This window comes from Bradyrhizobium sp. Bra78 (assembly GCF_024519855.1).
GTDB lineage: Bacteria > Pseudomonadota > Alphaproteobacteria > Rhizobiales > Xanthobacteraceae > Bradyrhizobium > Bradyrhizobium japonicum_G.
In genome coordinates, this window is record NZ_JALJRE010000005.1 from 233,048 (window position 1) to 251,829 (window position 18,782).

Consider the following 18,782-nt stretch of genomic DNA (forward strand, 5'->3'; position numbering starts at 1 on the left):
GGCGGTTTCAGCGTAAGCGGAACCAATGGCCGAGACCTATCCCAGCCCTCGTTTTGGAGCGCCCCGCGAGCCGAAATCGCCCGTCAATCCGGGCAGCCGGCTCGTGTCGATGCTCGACATCGTCACGGCCAGCCATGCCCGCGCCGTCGGTTTCATGCTGCTGTGCGCGCTGCTGCTGTTCCTGCCCGGCTTCTTCACGATTCCACCTGTCGATCGCGACGAGGCGCGCTTTGCCCAGGCGACCAAGCAGATGGTCGAGAGCGGCGACTATGTCGACATCCGCTTCCAGGAGGACGTCCGCTACAAGAAGCCGGTCGGCATCTACTGGTTGCAATCGGCTGCGGTTGAAGCCGCCTCGGCGCTCAAGCTGCCGAAGGCCGAGTTGCGCATCTGGGTCTATCGGCTGCCGTCGTTGATCGGTGCGATCGGCGCCGTGCTGATGACCTATTGGGCGGCGCTCGGCTTCGTCACGCGGCGCGCCGCGGTGCTGGCCGCGCTCCTGATGTGCGCCTCCGTGCTGCTCGGCGTCGAGGCGCGGCTTGCGAAGACCGACGCGATGCTGCTGTTGTGCGTGACTGCCGCGATGGGAGCGATGGCGCGGGCCTATCTGTCGTGGCAGCGCGCCGAGGACGAGACCCATCCGCCGTGGAGCTGGCCCGCGATTTTCTGGACCGCGCTCGCCGTCGGCATCCTGATCAAGGGCCCGCTGATCCTGATGTTCGCAGGGCTCACCATCGTCGCGCTCGCGATCCAGGACCGCGATGCCTCCTGGCTGTGGAAGCTGCGCCCGCTCTGGGGCCTGATGTGGATGCTGGTGCTGGTGCTGCCCTGGTTCGTCGCGATCTTCTGGCGCGCGGGCGATGCCTTCTTCGCCGATTCCGTCGGCGGCGACATGCTGAGCAAGTTAGGGGCCCAGGAATCCCACGGCGCGCCGCCCGGCCTTTACCTCGTGCTGTTCTGGGTCACGTTCTGGCCCGGCGCGCCGCTCGCGGCGATGGCGGCGCCGGCGGTCTGGCGTGCACGGCGCGAGCCGGGCGCGCAGTTCTTGCTGGCCTGGCTGGTTCCGTCCTGGATCGTGTTCGAGGCGGTGCTGACCAAGCTGCCGCATTACGTGCTGCCGCTGTACCCGGCGATCGCGATCCTCACCGTCGGCGCGATGGAGCGGAGCGTGCTGTCGCGATCCTGGTTGATGCGCGGCTCGGCCTGGTGGTTTGCGATCCCGGCGCTCGGCTCGATCATCGCCGTGGTCGGCGCGGTCGTGCTGACGCGGCAGCCGGCCTTCGTCGCCTGGCCGTTCATCGCGGCCTCGCTGATCTTCGGTCTGTTCGCCTGGTGGCTCTACGACAACAACCGCGCGGAACGCTCGGTCCTCAACGCGCTGGTCGCAGCCCTGATGCTGGCGGTCGTGGTCTACGGCATCGTACTGCCGTCGCTGACGCCGCTGTTTCCGAGCATCGAGGTCGCGCGCGCCCTTCGCAACGTCACCTGTGTCGGGCCGAAGGCCGCCGCCGCCGGCTATCACGAGCCGAGCCTCGTGTTCCTCACGGGCACGCAGACGCTGCTCACCGACGGCTCGGGCGCGGCGGATTTCCTGCGGCAGGGAAGTTGCCGTTTTGCGCTGATCGAGCAGCGTTCGGAACGCAGCTTCGCGCAGCGCGCCGAGGCGATCGGGCTGCGCTACAAGGTCGGCACGCGCATCGACGGCTATAATTTCTCGCAGGGACGCGCGATCTCGATCTCGATCTTCCGCTCGGAAGGCACCGAGTAGGATGCCCGGTACGACCGACATCGCGCAGCGCCCGGGCTATCCCGCGCAACTGCTCGCCGTGGCGGGGCGTGCGCTGGCGCAGCTTGTCCGCTCGCCCTCGCATTCGCGCCGCGCCGAAGCCGCGCGAAAGCTGGCGCGGCATTCATTGTGGCTCAGCGCGGCAGGCGCGGCCCTGATCGTCGCGCTGATGCTCGCGTTCGACCAGACCGAGATCCAGCTGATGCCGGCGCGCGGGACGCCCTCTCTGTGGCCGATCCGCATCCTCACCGATTTCGGCAAGGATGAGAATGTGCTCATCGTGCTCGGGATTGCGCTTGTGACCGTTGCGCTCGTTGCGGCCGGGCTGCACGGCACCCGCCGCACGCTGCTGCTCGGCCTCGGCACGCGGCTCCAGTTCATGTTTCTGTCTGTTGCCCTGTCCGTGTTCGTCGCCGAGATACTGAAATATCTCATCGGCCGCGGACGTCCGTTCGTCGGAGGCAAGCCCAATCCGTTCAACTTCATCCCGTTCGAGGGAACGGGGGCTTATGCCAGCCTGCCGTCGGGCCACGCCGTGACGGCGTTCGCCTTGGCGTTTGCAGTCTCGGCACTGTGGCCGCGCCTGCGCGTGTTCATGTTCACTTACGCAATCGTGATCCTGCTGACGCGGCTGGTGCTGCTCGCGCATCATCCCAGCGACGTCGTGGCCGGCGCCCTGGTCGGCATGGTCGGCGCCATGGCGGTGCGCTACTGGTTCGCGGCCCGGAGGCTCGGCTTTGCGATCCGTGCCGACGGCACCATTGTGCCTCTTGCAGGGGCGGTCTCGGGCGGCCTCAAAAGGGTTGCCCACGGGCCATCCGCCCCATAAAAGCGGCTGCCTGCCGGGGCGCCCGGTTCCCCAGGGGCAGGCCAATTCCAACCACGAGCTTTCGATTTGTCGTCGTCCCAGCCTTCGGTTTCCCAGCCTGCGGTTTCCATCGTCGTTCCCGTGCGCAACGAAGCCGACAACATCGCTCCCCTGATCGCGGAGATCGGCGCGGCGCTCGACGGCCGCTGGGCCTATGAAATCATCTACGTCAATGACGGTTCGACCGACGCGACCGGCGAACGGCTCAGCGCGATCATGAAGCAGCGGGACAATCTGCGCCAGCTTCGCCATGCCAGGTCAGGCGGTCAGTCGGCGGCGGTGCGCAGCGGCGTGCGTGCGGCGCGCGGGGCGATCGTGGCGACGCTCGACGGCGACGGACAGAACAATCCGGCCTTCCTGCCCGACCTGATTGCGGCGGTGGAGAAGGGCGCCCATGTCGGTCTCGCCGCGGGCCAGCGGGTCGGGCGCAAGGACACCGGCTTCAAGAAATTCCAGTCGCGCGTGGCGAACAAGGTCCGCAATGCGATCCTGAACGATGGCACACGCGACACGGGTTGCGGACTGAAGGCGTTCCGTCGCGACGTCTTTCTGGCGCTGCCCTATTTCGACGGCCTGCATCGCTTCCTGCCGGCGCTGGTCCGCCGGGAAGGCCACGAGATCGCCTATGTCGACGTGATCGACCGGCCGCGCCACTCCGGCGTGTCGAATTACGGTTTCTTCGACCGATTGTGGATCGGCATCATGGATCTCGCCGGCGTGTGGTGGCTGATCCGCCGCAAGAAGCCGACACCGGATGTGACTGAGGTGACGGCATGATCATCCAATACGGTCAGGCGCTGAGCAATTATTTCTACGACGTCTTCGTCGCCAAGTTCGATTTCTGGTTGGCATTCGGCCTCGTCGCGCAGCTGTTCTTCACCGCGCGCTTCCTGGTGCAGTGGATCGCGAGCGAGCGGGCCGGCAACAGCGTGGTGCCGGTGGCGTTCTGGTTCTGCTCGATGGGCGGCGGGCTGATGACGCTGGTCTACGGCGTCGTGAAGCGCGAGCCAGTGATCATCCTCGGACAGTCGCTCGCGACCATCATCTACGTCCGCAACATCATGCTGATCTGGAAGAACCGCGGCCGCACGTCGAAAACGCTGGAGCGCTGACCAGGAACCTTAGCGCGGCAGCGCCGACGCCGCGCCCGATGCGGGCAGGGCGGCGGTCTCCGTCTCAGTCCTGCGATACGGCTCGCCCGCGGCATCCAGCACGGGATAGGCGACCGAGCAGATGTGCGAATGGATCCGGCGCAGGTCGCGCAGCACGTCGAGGTGCAGCGACGTGGTCTCGATGGTTTCGGGGCGGCCCTCGCGCAGGCGGTCGAGATGGTGCTCGACGGCGGCGAGCTCGGCGTTCTTCAGCGTGGTCTTCTCCACCAGCAGCTTGCCTGCCTCGTTGGCATCGCCCGACATGAAGACGCCGAAGGCGATCCGCAACGATTCCATCGTTCGCTTGTGGAAGGCGGCGAGTTCGTCGGCGCCCTCGGCCGAGAACTGGAAACGGCGCTTGATCTTCTTGGTCGCAAGCTCGCTCAGACTCTTGTCGATGATGTCGCCGATATGCTCGAGATTGATGGCGAAGGAGATGATCTCCATCGCGCGCCGTCCCTCGCTCTCGTCGAGGCTGCCGCGCATAAGTTTCGTCACGTAGAGCTTGATGGCTTCATCCAGGCCGTCGACCACATTGTCCATCTTCGTGACCTGGTCGACCAAGGTGCGGTCGCCCGTCATCATCGCGGCCATGACCTTGCGCAGCATCACCTCGACGAAGTCGCCCATCCGCAGCGTCTCGCGGGCGGCATCGGCGAGCGCCAGTGACGGCGTCTCCAGTGCGCTCTCGTCGAGATAGCGCGGCCGGGCCGGATCGTCTTCCTGGACCCGATCGGGCAGCAGCCGGGTCAGGAGCCGGGACATGGTGTCGAGCAGCCCGATGAAGATGACGGCGGTGCCGACGTTGAAGGCGATGTGGAAGGCTGCCGTCATCCTGGCGAGATCCGGCTGCCATGCGTGCATGTGCGCTGCGATCCCGTTCAGGAACGGCAGAACCAGCGCAATCCCGACCACGCGGTTGACGAGATTGCCGAGCGGCAGGCGATAGCTGGCGGGATCGTCGCGCCTGGCGCCCTCGAACACGGGATTGATGGCGCTGCCGAGATTGGCGCCGAGCACGAGGGCCAGCGCTGCATAGGGCGTGATGAACTGCGAATAGGCCAGCGACATGATCAAGAGCACGCTGGCGACACTCGAATGGACGGCCCAGGTGATGAGTGCGGCGATCACGATGCACAGAATGGGATCGCCGGTGATGGCCGACATGATGACGCGGACGCCGGGCGCGTTCTCGGCCGGAGCCAGCGTGTCGAGCAGGATGTGCAGCGACAGCAGCATCAGGCCGAGGCCGATGAGGACGCGGCCAATGTCCTTGATGCGCGAGCGCGGACCGGAGCGGAAGGCGACCAGCCCGAGCACGAACAGGACAGGCGCGATGGCTGCGATGTTGAACGACAGCACCTGCACGATCAGCGTCGTGCCGACATTGGCCCCCAGCATGATGGCGAGTGCGGCGGCGAGGCTGACGAGTCCTTCTGCTGCGAACGAACTGGTGATCAGCGCGGTCGCGGTGCTGCTCTGGAGCAGCGCGGTCAGCCCGAGGCCGGCGGCGAACGCGTTGAAGCGGTTGCCGAGCGCCCTGCCGAGCAGCCGCCGCAAATCCGGGCCGAAGGCGCGCAGAATTCCGCTGTGGACCATGTGCAGGCCCCACAGCAACAGCGCCACGCCGCCCATCAGATCGAGCAGAACCAACGTTCCCATGCTCCGTGTCCGGATTGGAGTCGATTGGTGAGGCTAGCGCCAAATTTCAGCGGATCAACCCTTTGTTGGCGCGTGGGCGTCAACGCCCTTGGGCGGCTGCGCGTTCCCCGGGACGCGGTGCCGCGTCCTCAGGCGGAATGCCTTGTGAGCAGGCTCACATTGCCGCTTTGAGGGCAGCGAAACCGCGGTCGAGATCGGCCTTGAGGTCGTCGGTGCTCTCGAGCCCGATGTGGAGACGCAGGGTAGGGCCGCCCGGCGCCCACTTGGTCGCGGTGCGATAGCCGTCGCAGTCGAAGGGAATCGCAAGACTCTCGAAGCCGCCCCAGGAGAAGCCCATGCCGAACAGCTTGAGCGTGTTCAGCATGGTGTCGACGGCCTCCCGTGGCGCCGGCTTCAGCACGATGCTGAACAGGCCCGAGGCGCCCGTGAAGTCGCGCTTCCAGATCGCGTGCCCCGGATCGGTTTCGAGTGCCGGATGCAGCACGCGCGCGACCTCGGGCCTGGCTGCGAGCCAGCGCGCCATGTCGAGCCCGGACCGATGATGCTGCGCGAGCCGTACCGACAGGGTGCGCAGGCCGCGCAGCGCCAGGAAGACGTCGTCCGGACCGGCGCAGACACCGAGCAGGCGGATGCCTTCGGCCACCATCGGCCACGCCTTGGCGTTGGCCGAGACGGTGCCGAACATGATGTCGGAATGGCCGCCGATATATTTGGTCGCGGCCTGCATGCTGATGTCGACGCCCTGCTCGAGCGAGCGGTGGTAGAGCGGCGTCGCCCAGGTGTTGTCGTCGATGACGAGCGCGCCGCGCGCATGCGCGATCTCGGCGATGGCGCGGATATCAGGCATCTCGAACGATTGCGAGCCCGGCGCCTCCACCAGCACCGCACGGGTGTTCGGCTTGAACAGCCTGTCGATGCCGGCGCCGATCATCGGATCGAAATAGGTGGTCTCGATTCCGAGGCGGGCGAGCATGGCGTTGCAGAAATTGCGCGAGGGCCGGTAGACGTTGTCGCAGACCAGGAGATGATCGCCGGTCTTCAGCACCGAGAGCAGGGTGGTGGAGATCGCCGACAGGCCCGACGGCACGATGCCGACGCCGGCGCATTGCGGCCCCTCCAGCGCCATCAGCGTCTCCTGGAAAGCCTTGGTGGTGGGGGAGCCGTGGCGGCCATAGGTGAACTCGCCGCGATGGGCATGGAGGTCCTCGGCGGTCGGATAGAGCACGGTCGAGCCGTGGAACACCGGCGGATTGACGAACCCCTTCTGCGCCTTGGTGTCGCGGCCGGAGGTGACCAGCCGGGTCTCGGCCTGCTGCTCGGTGGGGTGCGAGGAATCCATGCGTCTGCTTTCAAAACCGCGTTTCCGCTTGGCGCGAGGCGACCTTGCGGGCCGGCCGGAGGCCGTCCTCGTTAATAACAGATCACAGAAGAGTCCCGTCAACCCCTTGACCCGGCTCGCCAGTCGTTCTGTGATGCGCAGGTGCTATTCAGTCGCCGCATGTTGAGGGGCCTGCTGCGACCTTCGATCCATCGCCTGACCGGACCTTGCGCCATAGCCATAAGCGGCGGGCGCCTCTCGGCGGGGATTAAGGTGTGGCCTCCCTGGATCGGCGGGTGTTCGGCAAGGTTTCCAGCATGACTCTTGCAAGGCTGGTCTTGATACGGCTAGCCCTGGCAGAGACGATCCCAAAGATAACGTTCCTGACCTTGAGACGACTTTGAAAGGCCCAAAGCCCATGAAACGCGTAACCCTGGCTCTCACTCTTGCTCTCGCCGCCGGCCTCTCCGCCCAAGCCGCCGATGCCCAAACGCTCAAGACCATCAAGGACCGCGGCATGCTGGCCTGCGGTGTCAGCCAGGGCCTCCCTGGTTTCTCCTCGCCCGACGACAAGGGCAACTGGACCGGCCTCGACGTCGACGTCTGCCGCGCGATCGCGGGCGCGATCTTCAACGATCCGACCAAGGTCAAGTACGTGCCGCTGTCCGCCAAGGACCGCTTCACGGCGCTGCAATCCGGCGAAGTGGACGTGCTGTCGCGCAACACCACCTGGACCCTCTCGCGCGATACCTCGCTCGGCGCCAACTTCACCGGCGTGACCTATTATGACGGGCAGGGCTTCATGGTGAAGAAGTCGCTGAAGGTGAATTCGGCGCTCGAGCTCAACAGCGCCTCGGTCTGCGTCCAGACCGGAACCACCACAGAGCAGAACCTCGCCGACTACTTCAAGGCCAACAACATGAAGTACGAGGTGATCGCGTTCGGCACCAACGACGAAACCGTGAAGGCTTATGAGGCCGGGCGCTGCGACGTCTTCACCACCGACCAGTCGGGCCTGTACGCCAACCGCCTCAAGCTCGCCAACCCCGGCGATCACATGGTGCTGCCGGAAATCATCTCGAAGGAACCGCTCGGGCCGATGGTTCGCCACGGCGACGACCAGTGGTTCGACATCGTGAAATGGACGCTGTTCGCAATGATCACCACCGAAGAGCTCGGCGTGACCTCGAAGAACGTCGACGAGAAGGCGAAGCAGGAAAACCCGGAGCTGAAGCGCGTGCTCGGCACCGACGGCAATTTCGGCGAACAGCTCGGACTGACCAAGGACTGGGTGGTGCGCATCGTGAAAGCCGTCGGCAATTATGGCGAGGTGTTCGACCGTAACGTCGGCGCCGGCTCGCCGCTCGCCATCAATCGCGGCCTCAACAATCTCTGGAACAAGGGCGGTCTCCAGTACGCGCCGCCGATCCGCTGATCCCGCCTGATAGCGGCGATGAGCACCGAGGCCCGAAAACCGCCGACCCAGATCGCGCTGAAGATCAGGCGCGTGCTGGGCGGCAAGACAGGCTGGAACGGCATCGCCGTCCAGTTTGTCTTCGCTGCGGTCCTCGGCTGGATTGCCTATGAAATCGTCTCCAATGCCCGCGCCAACCTCGAGAACCAGCACATAGCCGCAGGGTTTGGCTTCCTCAGGAACAATGCCGGCTTCGACGTCAACCAGACCCTGATCTCCTATACCGGCTCGGACACGTTCCTGCGCGTGTTCGTGGTCGGGCTCCTCAACACGCTCGTGGTCTCGGTGGTGGGCATCTTCTTTGCCACCGTGATCGGATTCATCGTCGCGCTGTGCCGGCTGTCGCCCAACTGGCTGCTGTCGCGCATCGGCGAGCTCTATGTCGAGATCATTCGCAACCTGCCGCTGCTGTTCCAGATCCTGTTCTGGTACCTGGCGGTGCTCGCGGCCTTGCCCAATCCGCGGCAAAGCATTTCGCTGTTCGGGCTTGCCTTCGTCAGCAATCGCGGTCTCGTCATCCCGCGCCCGATCGGCGAGAGCGGCTTCGAGGCGTTTGTTGTGGTGCTGGCGCTCGGCATCGTGGCTTCGCTGGCGCTCCGCGTCCATGCACGCCGGGCGCTGTTCCAGCGGGGCCAGGTGATCCGCATCTGGCCCTACGTGCTGGGCCTTCTGTTCGGCCTTCCGCTCGTCACCATGCTGATTTTCGGTCTGCCCTTCAGCTTCGAGCTGCCGCAGCTCAAGGGCTTCAATTTTGCCGGCGGCTCGCGGATCATCCCGGAGTTCGTGGCACTGACGCTGGCCTTGTCGACCTACACGGCCTCCTTCATCGCCGAGATCGTGCGCGCGGGCATCCTCTCCGTCCACAGCGGCCAGATGGAGGCCGGATCCTCGCTGGGCCTGAGCCGCGGCACCACGCTCCGCCTGATCGTCGTGCCGCAGGCGATGCGCGTGATCGTTCCGCCGTTGACCAACCAGTATCTCAACCTGACCAAGAACTCCTCCCTGGCGGTCGCGATCGGCTATCCCGACCTCGTCTCCGTGTTCGCCGGCACGTCGCTGAGCCAGACCGGGCAGGCGATCGAGATCATCGCCATGACGATGGGCGTCTATCTCCTGATCTCGCTGCTCACCAGCGCCGTCATGAGCGTCTACGGTTGGCGCGTCAGCCGGAGCCTCGGCGCATGAGCGATATCACCTCGTCCAGTTTCGTCCGCCAGGACCTTCTCAATGAGCGTCCCGCGCCGGTGAAGACCACGGGCTTCATCGGCCTCGTGCGCACGCGCCTGTTCAACTCGCCGACCAATATCCTGCTCACGATCGTCGGCGCCCTGCTGCTGTGGTTCACCATCATTCCCAGCGTCAAGTTCCTGATGGTCGATGCGGTCTGGACCGGTCATGATCGCACGGCATGCCTGACCGAGACCGCCGGCTTTGCCGTCGGTGCCTGCTGGCCCTACATCCAGGCCAAGCTGCCGCAACTGATCTACGGTTTCTATCCCGAGGCCGAACGCTGGCGGGTCAACCTCACGCTCGTCCTGGCGGCGGTTCTGCTGTTGCCGTTGCTGATTCCGCGCCTGCCGTCGAAAGGACTGAACGCCGGCCTGTTTTTCTTCGCTTTTCCGGTGGTTGCATTCTTTCTGCTGTACGGCGGCGGCATCACCGGCTTCGGCCTGAGCTGGACGGCCGGCCTGCTGCAATTGTTCGACGACAGTATCATCGGCGCGGGGCGGGCCGTGCTCGCTCTCAGCAAGAGCTCGGCCATCGGGCCGCTGCTGTGGGTGGCCGGCAATCTGATCGTGCTGGTCGGTACCGCGATCTACTGGCTGATCTTTCCGCTGACCTGGCTCCGCGACCAGCTCCAGGGGACGGGACAGTCGGTCTGGGCCGATTTCGCCATCACGGCCGCGATCGTGTCCCTGATCGCCTTCGTTCTCGGCGGCGGCGTTCGCACCGGCGGGCGGGCGCTGACATCCAGCATCGCCACCTTCGTCGCCATTGCGATCGTGATCAAACTGATGGGTCTCGACCACGGCGGATTGCCGGTCGTCTCGACAAATCTGTGGGGCGGCCTGCTGGTGACGCTAGTGGTCTCCGTCACCGGCATCGTCACCTCGCTGCCGATCGGCATCGCGCTGGCGCTCGGCCGTCGCTCGACCATTCCGCTGATCCGGATCTTCTCGATCGCCTTCATCGAGTTCTGGCGCGGCGTGCCGCTGATCACCGTGCTGTTCTTCGCGACCTACATGCTGCCTCTGTTCCTGCCCGGCAATTTCACGATCGACGGATTGGTGCGCGCGCTGATCGGCATCGCGCTGTTCACCGGCGCGTATCAGGCCGAGAACGTCCGCGGCGGGCTGGCTGCGATCCCGCGCGGGCAGGGCGAGGCCGCGGCGGCCCTCGGGCTGTCCTGGTGGAAGACGACCTCGCTGATCGTGCTGCCGCAGGCGCTGCGTCACGTCATTCCGAACCTCGTCAACAGCTTCATCTCGCTGTTCAAGGACACCTCGCTGGTCTCGATCGTGGCTCTGTTCGACCTGCTGGGCTCGCTCCGGGCGTCGTTCTCGGACCCGAAATGGTCGACGCCGTCGACCGCGTTCACCGGTTTCGCCTTCGCAGGCATCATCTACTTCATCTTCTGCTTTGGAATGTCGCGCTACTCGCTTTTTGTCGAGCACCGCCTCAATGCTCACCGCCGCAACTGATCGAGCTCACCATGTCCGACCCCATCGTCAAGATTTCCGGCCTGAACAAATGGTACGGCGAGTTTCACGTGCTGCGCGACATCGACCTCGATGTCCACAAGGGCGAGCGCATCGTGATCTGCGGCCCCTCGGGCTCGGGCAAGTCGACCTTGATCCGCTGCATCAACGCGCTCGAGGAGTTTCAGGAAGGCGAGATCGTCGTTGACGGCATCGAGCTCGGGCCGAACCTCAAGCATGTCGATGCCGTGCGCCGCGAAGTCGGCATGGTGTTCCAGAGCTTCAACCTGTTCCCGCATCTGACCGTGCTGGACAATTGCACGCTGGCGCCGATCTGGGTACGCAACATCCCCAAGAAGGACGCCGAGGCGGCCGCAATGAAATTCCTGGAGCGGGTCAAGATTCCGCACCAGGCCAACAAGTTTCCGGGGCAGATGTCCGGCGGCCAGCAGCAGCGCGTCGCGATCGCGCGCGCCCTGACCATGAACCCGAAGGTGATGCTGTTCGACGAGCCGACGTCGGCCCTCGACCCCGAGATGGTCAAGGAGGTGCTGGACACCATGGTCGACCTCGCCGAGGAGGGCATGACGATGCTGGTCGTGACCCACGAGATGGGCTTTGCCCGCGAGGTCGCCAACCGCGTCGTGTTCATGGATGCCGGCCAGATCATCGAGGCCAACACCCCGCACGAATTCTTTGCCAGCCCGCAACACGCCCGCACAAAACTGTTCCTGAGCCAGATTTTGCGGTGAGCACCGGCTATTCGCTGGAATCGCCGGTCTAACTGACCGGTCAGCTTGGCACCATGCGAATCAGCCAGTCTCTCTTCGGGCCATACTCCGGAGAGAGACCTTGCAGGGTAGTGTCGGCGCGCGCGCATACCAGAACGCGCGCTTGGAAAAGAAGCTGAGGAAGCAGGCGGACGCCGTTATGGCCGTCGCGATTCAGGCGCTCGGGCAGGGCAGGTACGCGGAGGCCGAGACACTCTGCCGCCAGATTGTGCAGGAAGTTCCGGATCACTTCCACGCCACGCACCTGCTCGGCCTGCGCGCGTACGACGGCCGGCGGCTGGAGGAGGCGCGACAACTGCTGGAGCGCGCGATTGCGCTCGATCCGCGCTCGCCCGACGCCCATGGGAATCTCGGGATCGTCTATTTCGATCTTCAGAAATTTGAGGCCGCCCGCGCAAGCCAGGAGAAGGCCATCGCGCTCAAGCCGAATTGTCCGATCACCCTGACCAATCTCGGCAATACGCTGCTGCACATGGGCCTCGGCGAGCAGGCGATCGGACTGCACGACCGCGCCATTCATCTGAGGCCGGACTATGCCGATGCATTTTGTAATCGTGGCATGGCGGAGCTGACGATGGGTCAGTTCGAGCGCGCCGAGGCGAGTTTCGATCGCGCCCTGTTGTTTCAGCCGCGTCATGCCGAAGCGATCGCCGGCAAGGGAATGGTGTGCATCGAGCTCCGGCACTACGAAGAGGCGGCGGCCGCCCTCGCGGCAGCGCTCGCGATCAAGCCAGGTTCACCGAGGATTCTGGTGCAGCGCGGACGGCTCAATTTGATCCTGTCCCGGCACGAGCAGGCGGCAGCGGACTTCGATGCGGCGCTGGCGCAATCGCCGAGGCTTGACCTCGCGCTGCGCTGGAAGGCGCAAGTCAACATTCTCCTGGGAAACACGGCGCAGGCGATTGCGGCGGTCAAGACCATGCTCGAGGAAAATCCGCGATCCGACATCGGAATGACGCTTCTGGCTTCCTGCTACGTGAACCAGGGAGACATCGCGACGGCGCTCGCGCACGTCGACGCGGCGCTGGAAATCTCGCCGGACTATCCGGATGCCATCGGATACAAGATCTTCCTGCTGGATTATCTGCCGGAGGCCGATTTCGTGGTCCAGCAGGCGGTGCGAAGATCCTGGGGCGATGCGATCGGCGCCAAACTGAAGCAACGGGCGTTGTCGCCCCGCAAGCTCGATCCGGACAAACGGATCGTGATTGGATATGTCGCTTCCGAATTCAGGAACCACTCGGCCGCGTTCGCTCTGTTCCCGGTGCTGCGCCATCATGATCATGCCAGGTTCGAGATCGTCTGCTATTCCTGCTGGCCGTTGCAGGATGAGGTTACCGAGAGATTCAAGTCTCTCGCAGACGTCTGGGTCGATGCCGGGCAGCTTTCGGACGACGAACTGGCCGATCGTATTCAGTCCGACGGGATCGATATTCTGATCGACGTGTCCGGGCATACGACCGGCAACAGGCTTCCTGTTTTCGCCTGCAAGCCGGCCCCCATCCAGGTCACGGGTTTTGGACACGCCACAGGGACCGGCCTTCAGACCATGGACTACGTGCTCGCCGATCCAATCTTCATTCCGGAATCGGCGCGCCATCTGCTTGCCGAAAAGGTCCATGATCTGCCGTGCCTGATCACGATCGAGCCGATTATGGATATGCCCCCATCGGAGCTTCCCATGGTCCGCAACGGCCATGTGACCTTCGGCGTGTTCAACCGCATCTACAAGATTTCGGACGAGGCCATCCGCGTCTGGTCGAAAGTGATGCGAGAGGTGACCGGATCGAAGATCGTCATCAAGCACGGGCTGCTTGACGATGCATTGCTGCGCGACAGGCTGATCGCGCGGTTCGCGGCCGAGGGCATTGCCGAGGAGAACGTCATCTGCCTGGGCTCGACCTCGCGCCGCGAGCATCTGCTGGCGTTTGCGAATGTCGACATCTCACTCGATACTTTCCCGCAAAACGGCGGCATCAGCACCTGGGAATCCCTTTATGCTGGTGTTCCGGTCGTCGCCAAGCTCGGCAACGGTTCCTCGTCGCGCGCCAGCGGCTCCATCGTGGCCGCCGTCGGCCTCGACGACTGGGTCGCCGGGGATGACGAGGGCTATGCTGCAATCGCCTGCAAATACGCAGCGCAGCCTGACCATCTGGCGAAGTTACGCGCGGAGTTGCCGGCTCGGATCGCAGCTTCGCCCGCCGGCAACGTCGAACGCTACACGCGCGAGGTCGAAGCGGGTTATCGCAAGTTCTGGCGCGACTATTGTGCCGCGGCCCCGGAAGGCGGAGATGCTGTGTAGGCCGGTCGGCTGTTCCAGAGCCAGATCCTGCACTGAGCACCGGGAAATTCCGGGGGTGCCGCCGGTCCTGCCGACCGGCCGGGAAGGCTTGCGAATCAGTTAGACTCATCCCGGGTCACCCTTCGGAGAGCAACCTTGCAGAGCAGCGCCGGCGCGCGCGCGTTCCAGAACGCGCGATTGCAGAAGAAGTTGAAGAAGCAGGTGGATGCCGTCCTCTCCGCCGCGGCAAGCGCCTATGGCCAGGGTAAATATGCGGAGACCGAGGCGCTCTGCCGTGAGATCCTGAAAGCGCTTCCAGATCATGTCGACGCCATGCACCTGCTCGGCATGTGCGCGCATGACGGCCGGCGACTGGAGGAGGCGCAAGAGCTGCTCGAGCGCGTGATTGCACTCGATCCGCGCCTGCATGATGCCCACAACAACCTCGCTACCGTGCATTTCGACCTCGGCAATTACGAAGAGGCGCGGCGGTGCCAGGAGAGAGCCATCGCGCTGAAGCCGAATTTCGCGGTCGCGCTGACCAATCTTGGCAACACGCTGATGCATCTGGGGCTGTATGGGCAGGCCCTCGAGCTGCACGAACGCGCCATCAAGTTGAAGCCGGACTATGCCGATGCGTTCTGCAATCGGGGCATGATCGAGATCCTGCTTGGACAAGTCGAGCGCGCGAGGGAAAGTTTCGAGCGCGCCCTGCTGTTTCAGCCGCGCCATGCCGAGGCAATCGTCGGCAACAGCATGGTCAGCATGGAACTCCGGCACCACGACGATGCGGCAGCCAAGCTTGCCATGGCGCTCGCGATCAAGCCCGGCTCGCCGCGAATCCTGGCTCAGCGTGGGCGGCTTAGCTACGAATTGCAGCGCGTGGAGCAGGCACTTGCGGATTTCGAGGCGGCACTTGCGATCTCGCCCAAGCTCGAACTAGCCCTCCGGGGCAAGGCGCAGGCCTGCCTCGTCGTCGGAAAGACCGCGCAGGCGATCGCGGCCGCAACGACCTTGATCGAGCGAAATCCGCGCTCCGAAATTGGGTTGGCGTTGATGGGCTTCGCGTATTCGAACCAGGGAGAGATGGACACCGCAATCGAATATCTCGATCGCGCGCTGGCGATAAGGCCCGACTATGGCGATGCGATCAGGGGAAAAATCTTCCTGCAGGACTACCGCGAGGAAGCCGATTTCGTGGTCCAGCAGGCGGTGCGACGAGACTGGTGGGACCTGATCGGCTCCAAGCTGCCGCGGCGGACGCTGCCGAAGCGGCCGCTCGATCCGGAAAAGCGGATTGTTGTCGGCTATGTCGCTGCCGAATTCCGGCAGCACTCGGCGGGGCTCTCTCTGCTGCCGGTGTTGCGCCATCACGATCACACGAAATTTGAAATCATCTGCTATTACACTTGGCCGGGAGCGGACGAGTATACCGCCATGTTCAAGCCAATGGCGGACGTCTGGGTTGACGCCTGGGGGCTTTCGGACGACGAGCTCGCCGATCGCATTCAGGCCGACAATGTCGACATCCTCATCGACGTATCGGGCCACACGACCGGTAACAGGCTGCAGACTTTCGCGCGGAAGCCGGCTCCGATCCAGGCCACCGGCTTCGGGCACGCGACGGGCACGGGCATGCAGACCATGGACTATGTGCTCGCGGATCCCGTTTTCATTCCGCCATCGGTCCGGCATCTGTTTGCCGAAAAGATCCACGATCTGCCGTGTCTGATCACGATCGAGCCCGTCTCGGATCAGCAGCCTTCCGAGCTTCCGATGCTCCGCAACGGCTATGTCACTTTCGGCGTCTTCAACCGCATTTACAAGATTTCGGATCACGCGATCCGTGTGTGGTCGCGCCTGATGAGCGAACTGCCGGGATCGAAGATCATCATCAAGCATGGTTTGCTCGACGATCAATTGCTGCGCGACAGCCTGGTCGCGCGCTTCGTGGCGCAGGGCATTGCCGAGGAGAGCATCACGTGCCTCGGCACCACCTCCCGCAACGACCACCTGCTTGCCTTTGGCCAGGTTGACATATCCCTCGACACGTTCCCGCAGAATGGCGGCATCAGCACCTGGGAATCGCTCTACAAGGGCGTTCCCGTCGTGGCCAAGCTCGGCAACGGCGCGTCCTCGCGTGCCGGCGCCTCCATCGTCGCCGCCGTCGGTCTCGGCGACTGGGTCGCCGAGGATGACGACGGCTACATCGAGATCGCCCGCAAGTTTGCGACGCAGCCCGATCATCTGGCGAAGTTGCGCGCAGATTTGCCGGCCCGGATCGCGGCCTCGCCCGCAGGCAATGTCGAGATCTACACGCGTGAGCTCGAAGCGGGTTACCGCCAGTTCTGGCGCGACTATTGCGCCGATGCCTCCGAACGCTGCGACGTTGCGTAGGCGAAGCCTGCGCCGAGCACCGGCATATCCCGGAGTTTGCCGGACCGGCTGAGCAGCCGGTCCTGGCTGCGAATCAGCTAGACTCCTCCCGGGCCATCCTCCGGAGAGAACCTTGCAGAGCAGCGCCGGCGCGCGCGCATTTCAGAATGCGCGATTGCAGAAGAAGTTGAAGAAGCAGGCGGACGGTATCATTACCGCCGCGGCGAGCGCCTATGGCCAGGGCAGATATGCGGAGACCGAGGCGCTCTGCCGCCAGGTCCTGCAAGCTGTTCCGGATCATTTCGACGCCACACACCTGCTCGGCCTGTCCGTGCAGCAGGGCGGACGCCTGGAGGAGGCGCAACAACTGCTCGAGCGCGCGATCGCGATCGATCCGCGTTCGCACGAGGCCTACAACAATCTCGCGGCGGTACACTTCGGCCGTCGGAAATTTGAGGCCGCCCGGACCTGTCAGGAGAAGGCGATCGCGCTGAAGCCGAATTTTGCGCTGGCCCTGACCGGCCTCGGCAATACCTTGCTCCACATGAACCTGCCCGAGCAGGCCATCGAACTGTACGATCGCGCCATCAGGCTGAAGCCCGACCATGCGGATGCGCTTTGCAATCGTGGCTTGGCGGAGCTGGCGCTGGGCCAGTTTGAGCGCTCCAGGCAAAGTTTCGATCGCGCTTTATTGTTCCAGCCGCGTCACGCGGAAGCGCTCGTCGGCAAAGGCGTAGTCGGTATCGACCTCAAGCATTACGATGAGGCCGAAGCCGCGCTCGCGGCGGCGCTGAAGATCAGGCCCGGTTCGGCCAAGGCTCTGGCGCATCGTGGGCGGCTCAATCTCGCGCTGTCGCGCCCGCAACAGGCGGCGGCGGATTTCGATGCAGCGCTTGCGCTTTCGCCCAAGCTCGAGGTGGCCTTGCAGGGGAAGGCGCAAGTCTCGCTCAGCATGGGCAATACGGCGCAGGCGATCTTGGCCTGCAACACCTTGCTCGAGGAAAACCCGCGCTCTGCGATCGCCATGACCCTGCTGAGCGCCTGTTTCGCAAACCAGGGAGAGATCGCGTCCGCGATCCGGCATCTCGACGCGGCGCTGGCAATCGCGCCGGATAATGCGGACTTGATCGCGCGGAAGATCTTCTTTCTCGACTATCTGTCCGAGGCCGATTTCGCGGTTCAGCAGGCTGCGCGAAAACACTGGGGGCAGGTGATCGGCGCCAGGTTCCCGCGAAGGGCTCTCTTACCCCGGCAGCTCGATCCGGAGCGGCGGATCGTGATCGGTTACGTTGCTGCCGAGTTCTGGTACCATTCGGCGGCGTTCACGCTGTTGCCGGTGCTGCGCCATCACGATCACGCCAAATTCGAGATCGTCTGCTATTCCTGCTCGCCGCGACAGGACGAGATGACTGCGGAATTCAAGGCGGCGGCCGACGTCTGGGTCGACGCCTGGCAGCTTTCGGACGACGAGCTGGCCGATCGCATTCAGGCCGACGGGATCGATATCCTGATCGATGTGTCCGGGCATACGACCGGCAACAGGCTTCCTGTCTTCGCCCGCAAGCCGGCCCCCATTCAGGTCACGGGTTTCGGGCATGCGACCGGCACGGGCCTTCAGGCCATGGACCACGTGCTCGCGGATCCGGTCTTCATTCCGCAATCGGCGCGCCATCTGCTGGTCGAGAAGGTCTTTGACCTGCCGTGCCTGATCACGATCGATCCCGTTCTGGATGTGCCTGCATCGGAGCCTCCCATGCTCCGCAACGGCCATGTCACCTTCGGCGTATTCAACCGCATCTACAAGATTTCGGACGAGGCTATCCGCGTCTGGTCCAAAGTGATGCGGGAGGTGACCGGGTCGAAGATCATCGTCAAGCATACGCTGCTTGACGATCCGTTGTTGCGCGACAGCCTGATCGCGCGGTTCGTGGCGCAGGGCATTGCCGAAGCGAACGTCACGTGCCTGGGCTCGACCCCCCGCGCCGAGCATCTGCGGGCCTTTGCCAATGTCGACATCTCGCTCGACACTTTCCCGCAAAATGGCGGCATCAGCACCTGGGAATCCCTCTATGCGGGAGTTCCGGTCATCGCCAAGCTCGGCAGCGGCTCCTCGTCGCGCGCCGGCGGCTCGATCGTGGCCGCCGTCGGTCTCAGCGACTGGGTTGCCGACGACGACGAGGGCTATGCCGCGATGGCCTGCAAATACGCAGCGCAGCTTGATCATCTGGCGAAGCTGCGCGCGGAGCTGCCGGCCCGGATCGCAGCTTCGCCCGCCGGCAATGTCGAAACGTACACGCGCAGGGTCGAGGCGGGCTATCGCGAGTTCTGGCGCGATTATTGTGCCTCGGGTTAGCTGGGCAATCATCGCTGCGATCG

At 64.4% G+C, this 18,782-nt stretch carries 13 protein-coding genes; 11 read left to right on the forward strand and 2 right to left on the reverse strand.

Going from position 1 to position 18,782, the window contains the following annotated elements:
• Positions 1 to 25 precede the first annotated feature (25 nt).
• The 4 genes from OC450_RS14195 (at position 26) to OC450_RS14210 (ending at position 3,766) form a co-directional block, all read left to right on the forward strand.
• On the forward strand, positions 26 to 1,768 hold the full coding sequence (locus OC450_RS14195; protein ID WP_256809437.1) for an ArnT family glycosyltransferase: 1,743 nt from the start codon (positions 26 to 28) through the stop codon (positions 1,766 to 1,768).
• Between the two features lies 1 nt (position 1,769).
• Complete coding sequence (locus tag OC450_RS14200; RefSeq protein ID WP_262048091.1) at positions 1,770 to 2,615, forward strand: phosphatase PAP2 family protein; 846 nt, start codon at positions 1,770 to 1,772, stop codon at positions 2,613 to 2,615.
• Positions 2,616 to 2,681: 66 nt separating this feature from the next.
• Positions 2,682 to 3,431, forward strand: a complete 750-nt coding sequence (locus OC450_RS14205) for a glycosyltransferase family 2 protein (protein WP_262048092.1) — start codon at positions 2,682 to 2,684, stop codon at positions 3,429 to 3,431.
• A complete protein-coding gene (locus OC450_RS14210; protein ID WP_211385772.1) occupies positions 3,428 to 3,766 on the forward strand; it encodes a lipid-A-disaccharide synthase N-terminal domain-containing protein in 339 nt (112 codons plus the stop codon). The genes OC450_RS14205 and OC450_RS14210 overlap by 4 nt, the downstream gene beginning before the upstream one ends.
• Before the next feature lie 9 nt (positions 3,767 to 3,775).
• Here the strand turns inward: OC450_RS14210 and OC450_RS14215 are convergent, their stop codons facing one another.
• The gene (locus OC450_RS14215; RefSeq protein ID WP_211385773.1) at positions 3,776 to 5,467 is read right to left on the reverse strand and encodes a Na/Pi cotransporter family protein; all 1,692 of its coding nucleotides are present in this window, start codon (positions 5,465 to 5,467) and stop codon (positions 3,776 to 3,778) included.
• Between the two features lie 154 nt (positions 5,468 to 5,621).
• A complete protein-coding gene (metC, locus tag OC450_RS14220) occupies positions 5,622 to 6,806 on the reverse strand; it encodes a cystathionine beta-lyase (RefSeq protein ID WP_211385774.1) in 1,185 nt (394 codons plus the stop codon).
• Positions 6,807 to 7,203: 397 nt separating this feature from the next.
• Here metC and OC450_RS14225 point away from each other — a divergent pair, with 397 nt between their 5' ends.
• The 7 genes from OC450_RS14225 (at position 7,204) to OC450_RS14255 (ending at position 18,759) form a co-directional block, all read left to right on the forward strand.
• A complete protein-coding gene (locus OC450_RS14225; protein WP_211385775.1) occupies positions 7,204 to 8,220 on the forward strand; it encodes an amino acid ABC transporter substrate-binding protein in 1,017 nt (338 codons plus the stop codon).
• Positions 8,221 to 8,238: 18 nt separating this feature from the next.
• Entirely contained in the window at positions 8,239 to 9,444 is a 1,206-nt protein-coding gene (locus OC450_RS14230; RefSeq protein WP_211385776.1) for an amino acid ABC transporter permease, read from the forward strand.
• Positions 9,441 to 10,961, forward strand: a complete 1,521-nt coding sequence (locus OC450_RS14235; protein ID WP_211385777.1) for an amino acid ABC transporter permease — start codon at positions 9,441 to 9,443, stop codon at positions 10,959 to 10,961. The genes OC450_RS14230 and OC450_RS14235 overlap by 4 nt, the downstream gene beginning before the upstream one ends.
• Before the next feature lie 11 nt (positions 10,962 to 10,972).
• A complete protein-coding gene (locus OC450_RS14240) occupies positions 10,973 to 11,710 on the forward strand; it encodes an amino acid ABC transporter ATP-binding protein (RefSeq protein WP_211385778.1) in 738 nt (245 codons plus the stop codon).
• A gap of 100 nt (positions 11,711 to 11,810) precedes the next feature.
• A complete protein-coding gene (locus tag OC450_RS14245; protein ID WP_211385779.1) occupies positions 11,811 to 14,051 on the forward strand; it encodes a tetratricopeptide repeat protein in 2,241 nt (746 codons plus the stop codon).
• Positions 14,052 to 14,186: 135 nt separating this feature from the next.
• Positions 14,187 to 16,427 (forward strand): tetratricopeptide repeat protein, encoded by a 2,241-nt coding sequence (locus OC450_RS14250; protein WP_211385780.1) that lies wholly within the window; start codon positions 14,187 to 14,189, stop codon positions 16,425 to 16,427.
• A 112-nt stretch (positions 16,428 to 16,539) separates the two neighbouring features.
• Complete coding sequence (locus OC450_RS14255; RefSeq protein ID WP_262048093.1) at positions 16,540 to 18,759, forward strand: tetratricopeptide repeat protein; 2,220 nt, start codon at positions 16,540 to 16,542, stop codon at positions 18,757 to 18,759.
• Positions 18,760 to 18,782 lie beyond the last annotated feature (23 nt).

Bases quoted from the DNA above. Each gene is read 5' to 3' on its own strand.
- OC450_RS14195 (WP_256809437.1), top strand. From the start codon at position 26: ATGGCCGAGACCTATCCCAGCCCTCGTTTTGGAGCGCCCCGCGAGCCG.
- OC450_RS14200 (WP_262048091.1), top strand. From the start codon at position 1,770: ATGCCCGGTACGACCGACATCGCGCAGCGCCCGGGCTATCCCGCGCAA.
- OC450_RS14210 (WP_211385772.1), top strand. From the start codon at position 3,428: ATGATCATCCAATACGGTCAGGCGCTGAGCAATTATTTCTACGACGTC.
- OC450_RS14215 (WP_211385773.1), bottom strand. From the start codon at position 5,467: ATGGGAACGTTGGTTCTGCTCGATCTGATGGGCGGCGTGGCGCTGTTG.
- metC (WP_211385774.1), bottom strand. From the start codon at position 6,806: ATGGATTCCTCGCACCCCACCGAGCAGCAGGCCGAGACCCGGCTGGTC.
- OC450_RS14225 (WP_211385775.1), top strand. From the start codon at position 7,204: ATGAAACGCGTAACCCTGGCTCTCACTCTTGCTCTCGCCGCCGGCCTC.
- OC450_RS14230 (WP_211385776.1), top strand. From the start codon at position 8,239: ATGAGCACCGAGGCCCGAAAACCGCCGACCCAGATCGCGCTGAAGATC.
- OC450_RS14235 (WP_211385777.1), top strand. From the start codon at position 9,441: ATGAGCGATATCACCTCGTCCAGTTTCGTCCGCCAGGACCTTCTCAAT.
- OC450_RS14240 (WP_211385778.1), top strand. From the start codon at position 10,973: ATGTCCGACCCCATCGTCAAGATTTCCGGCCTGAACAAATGGTACGGC.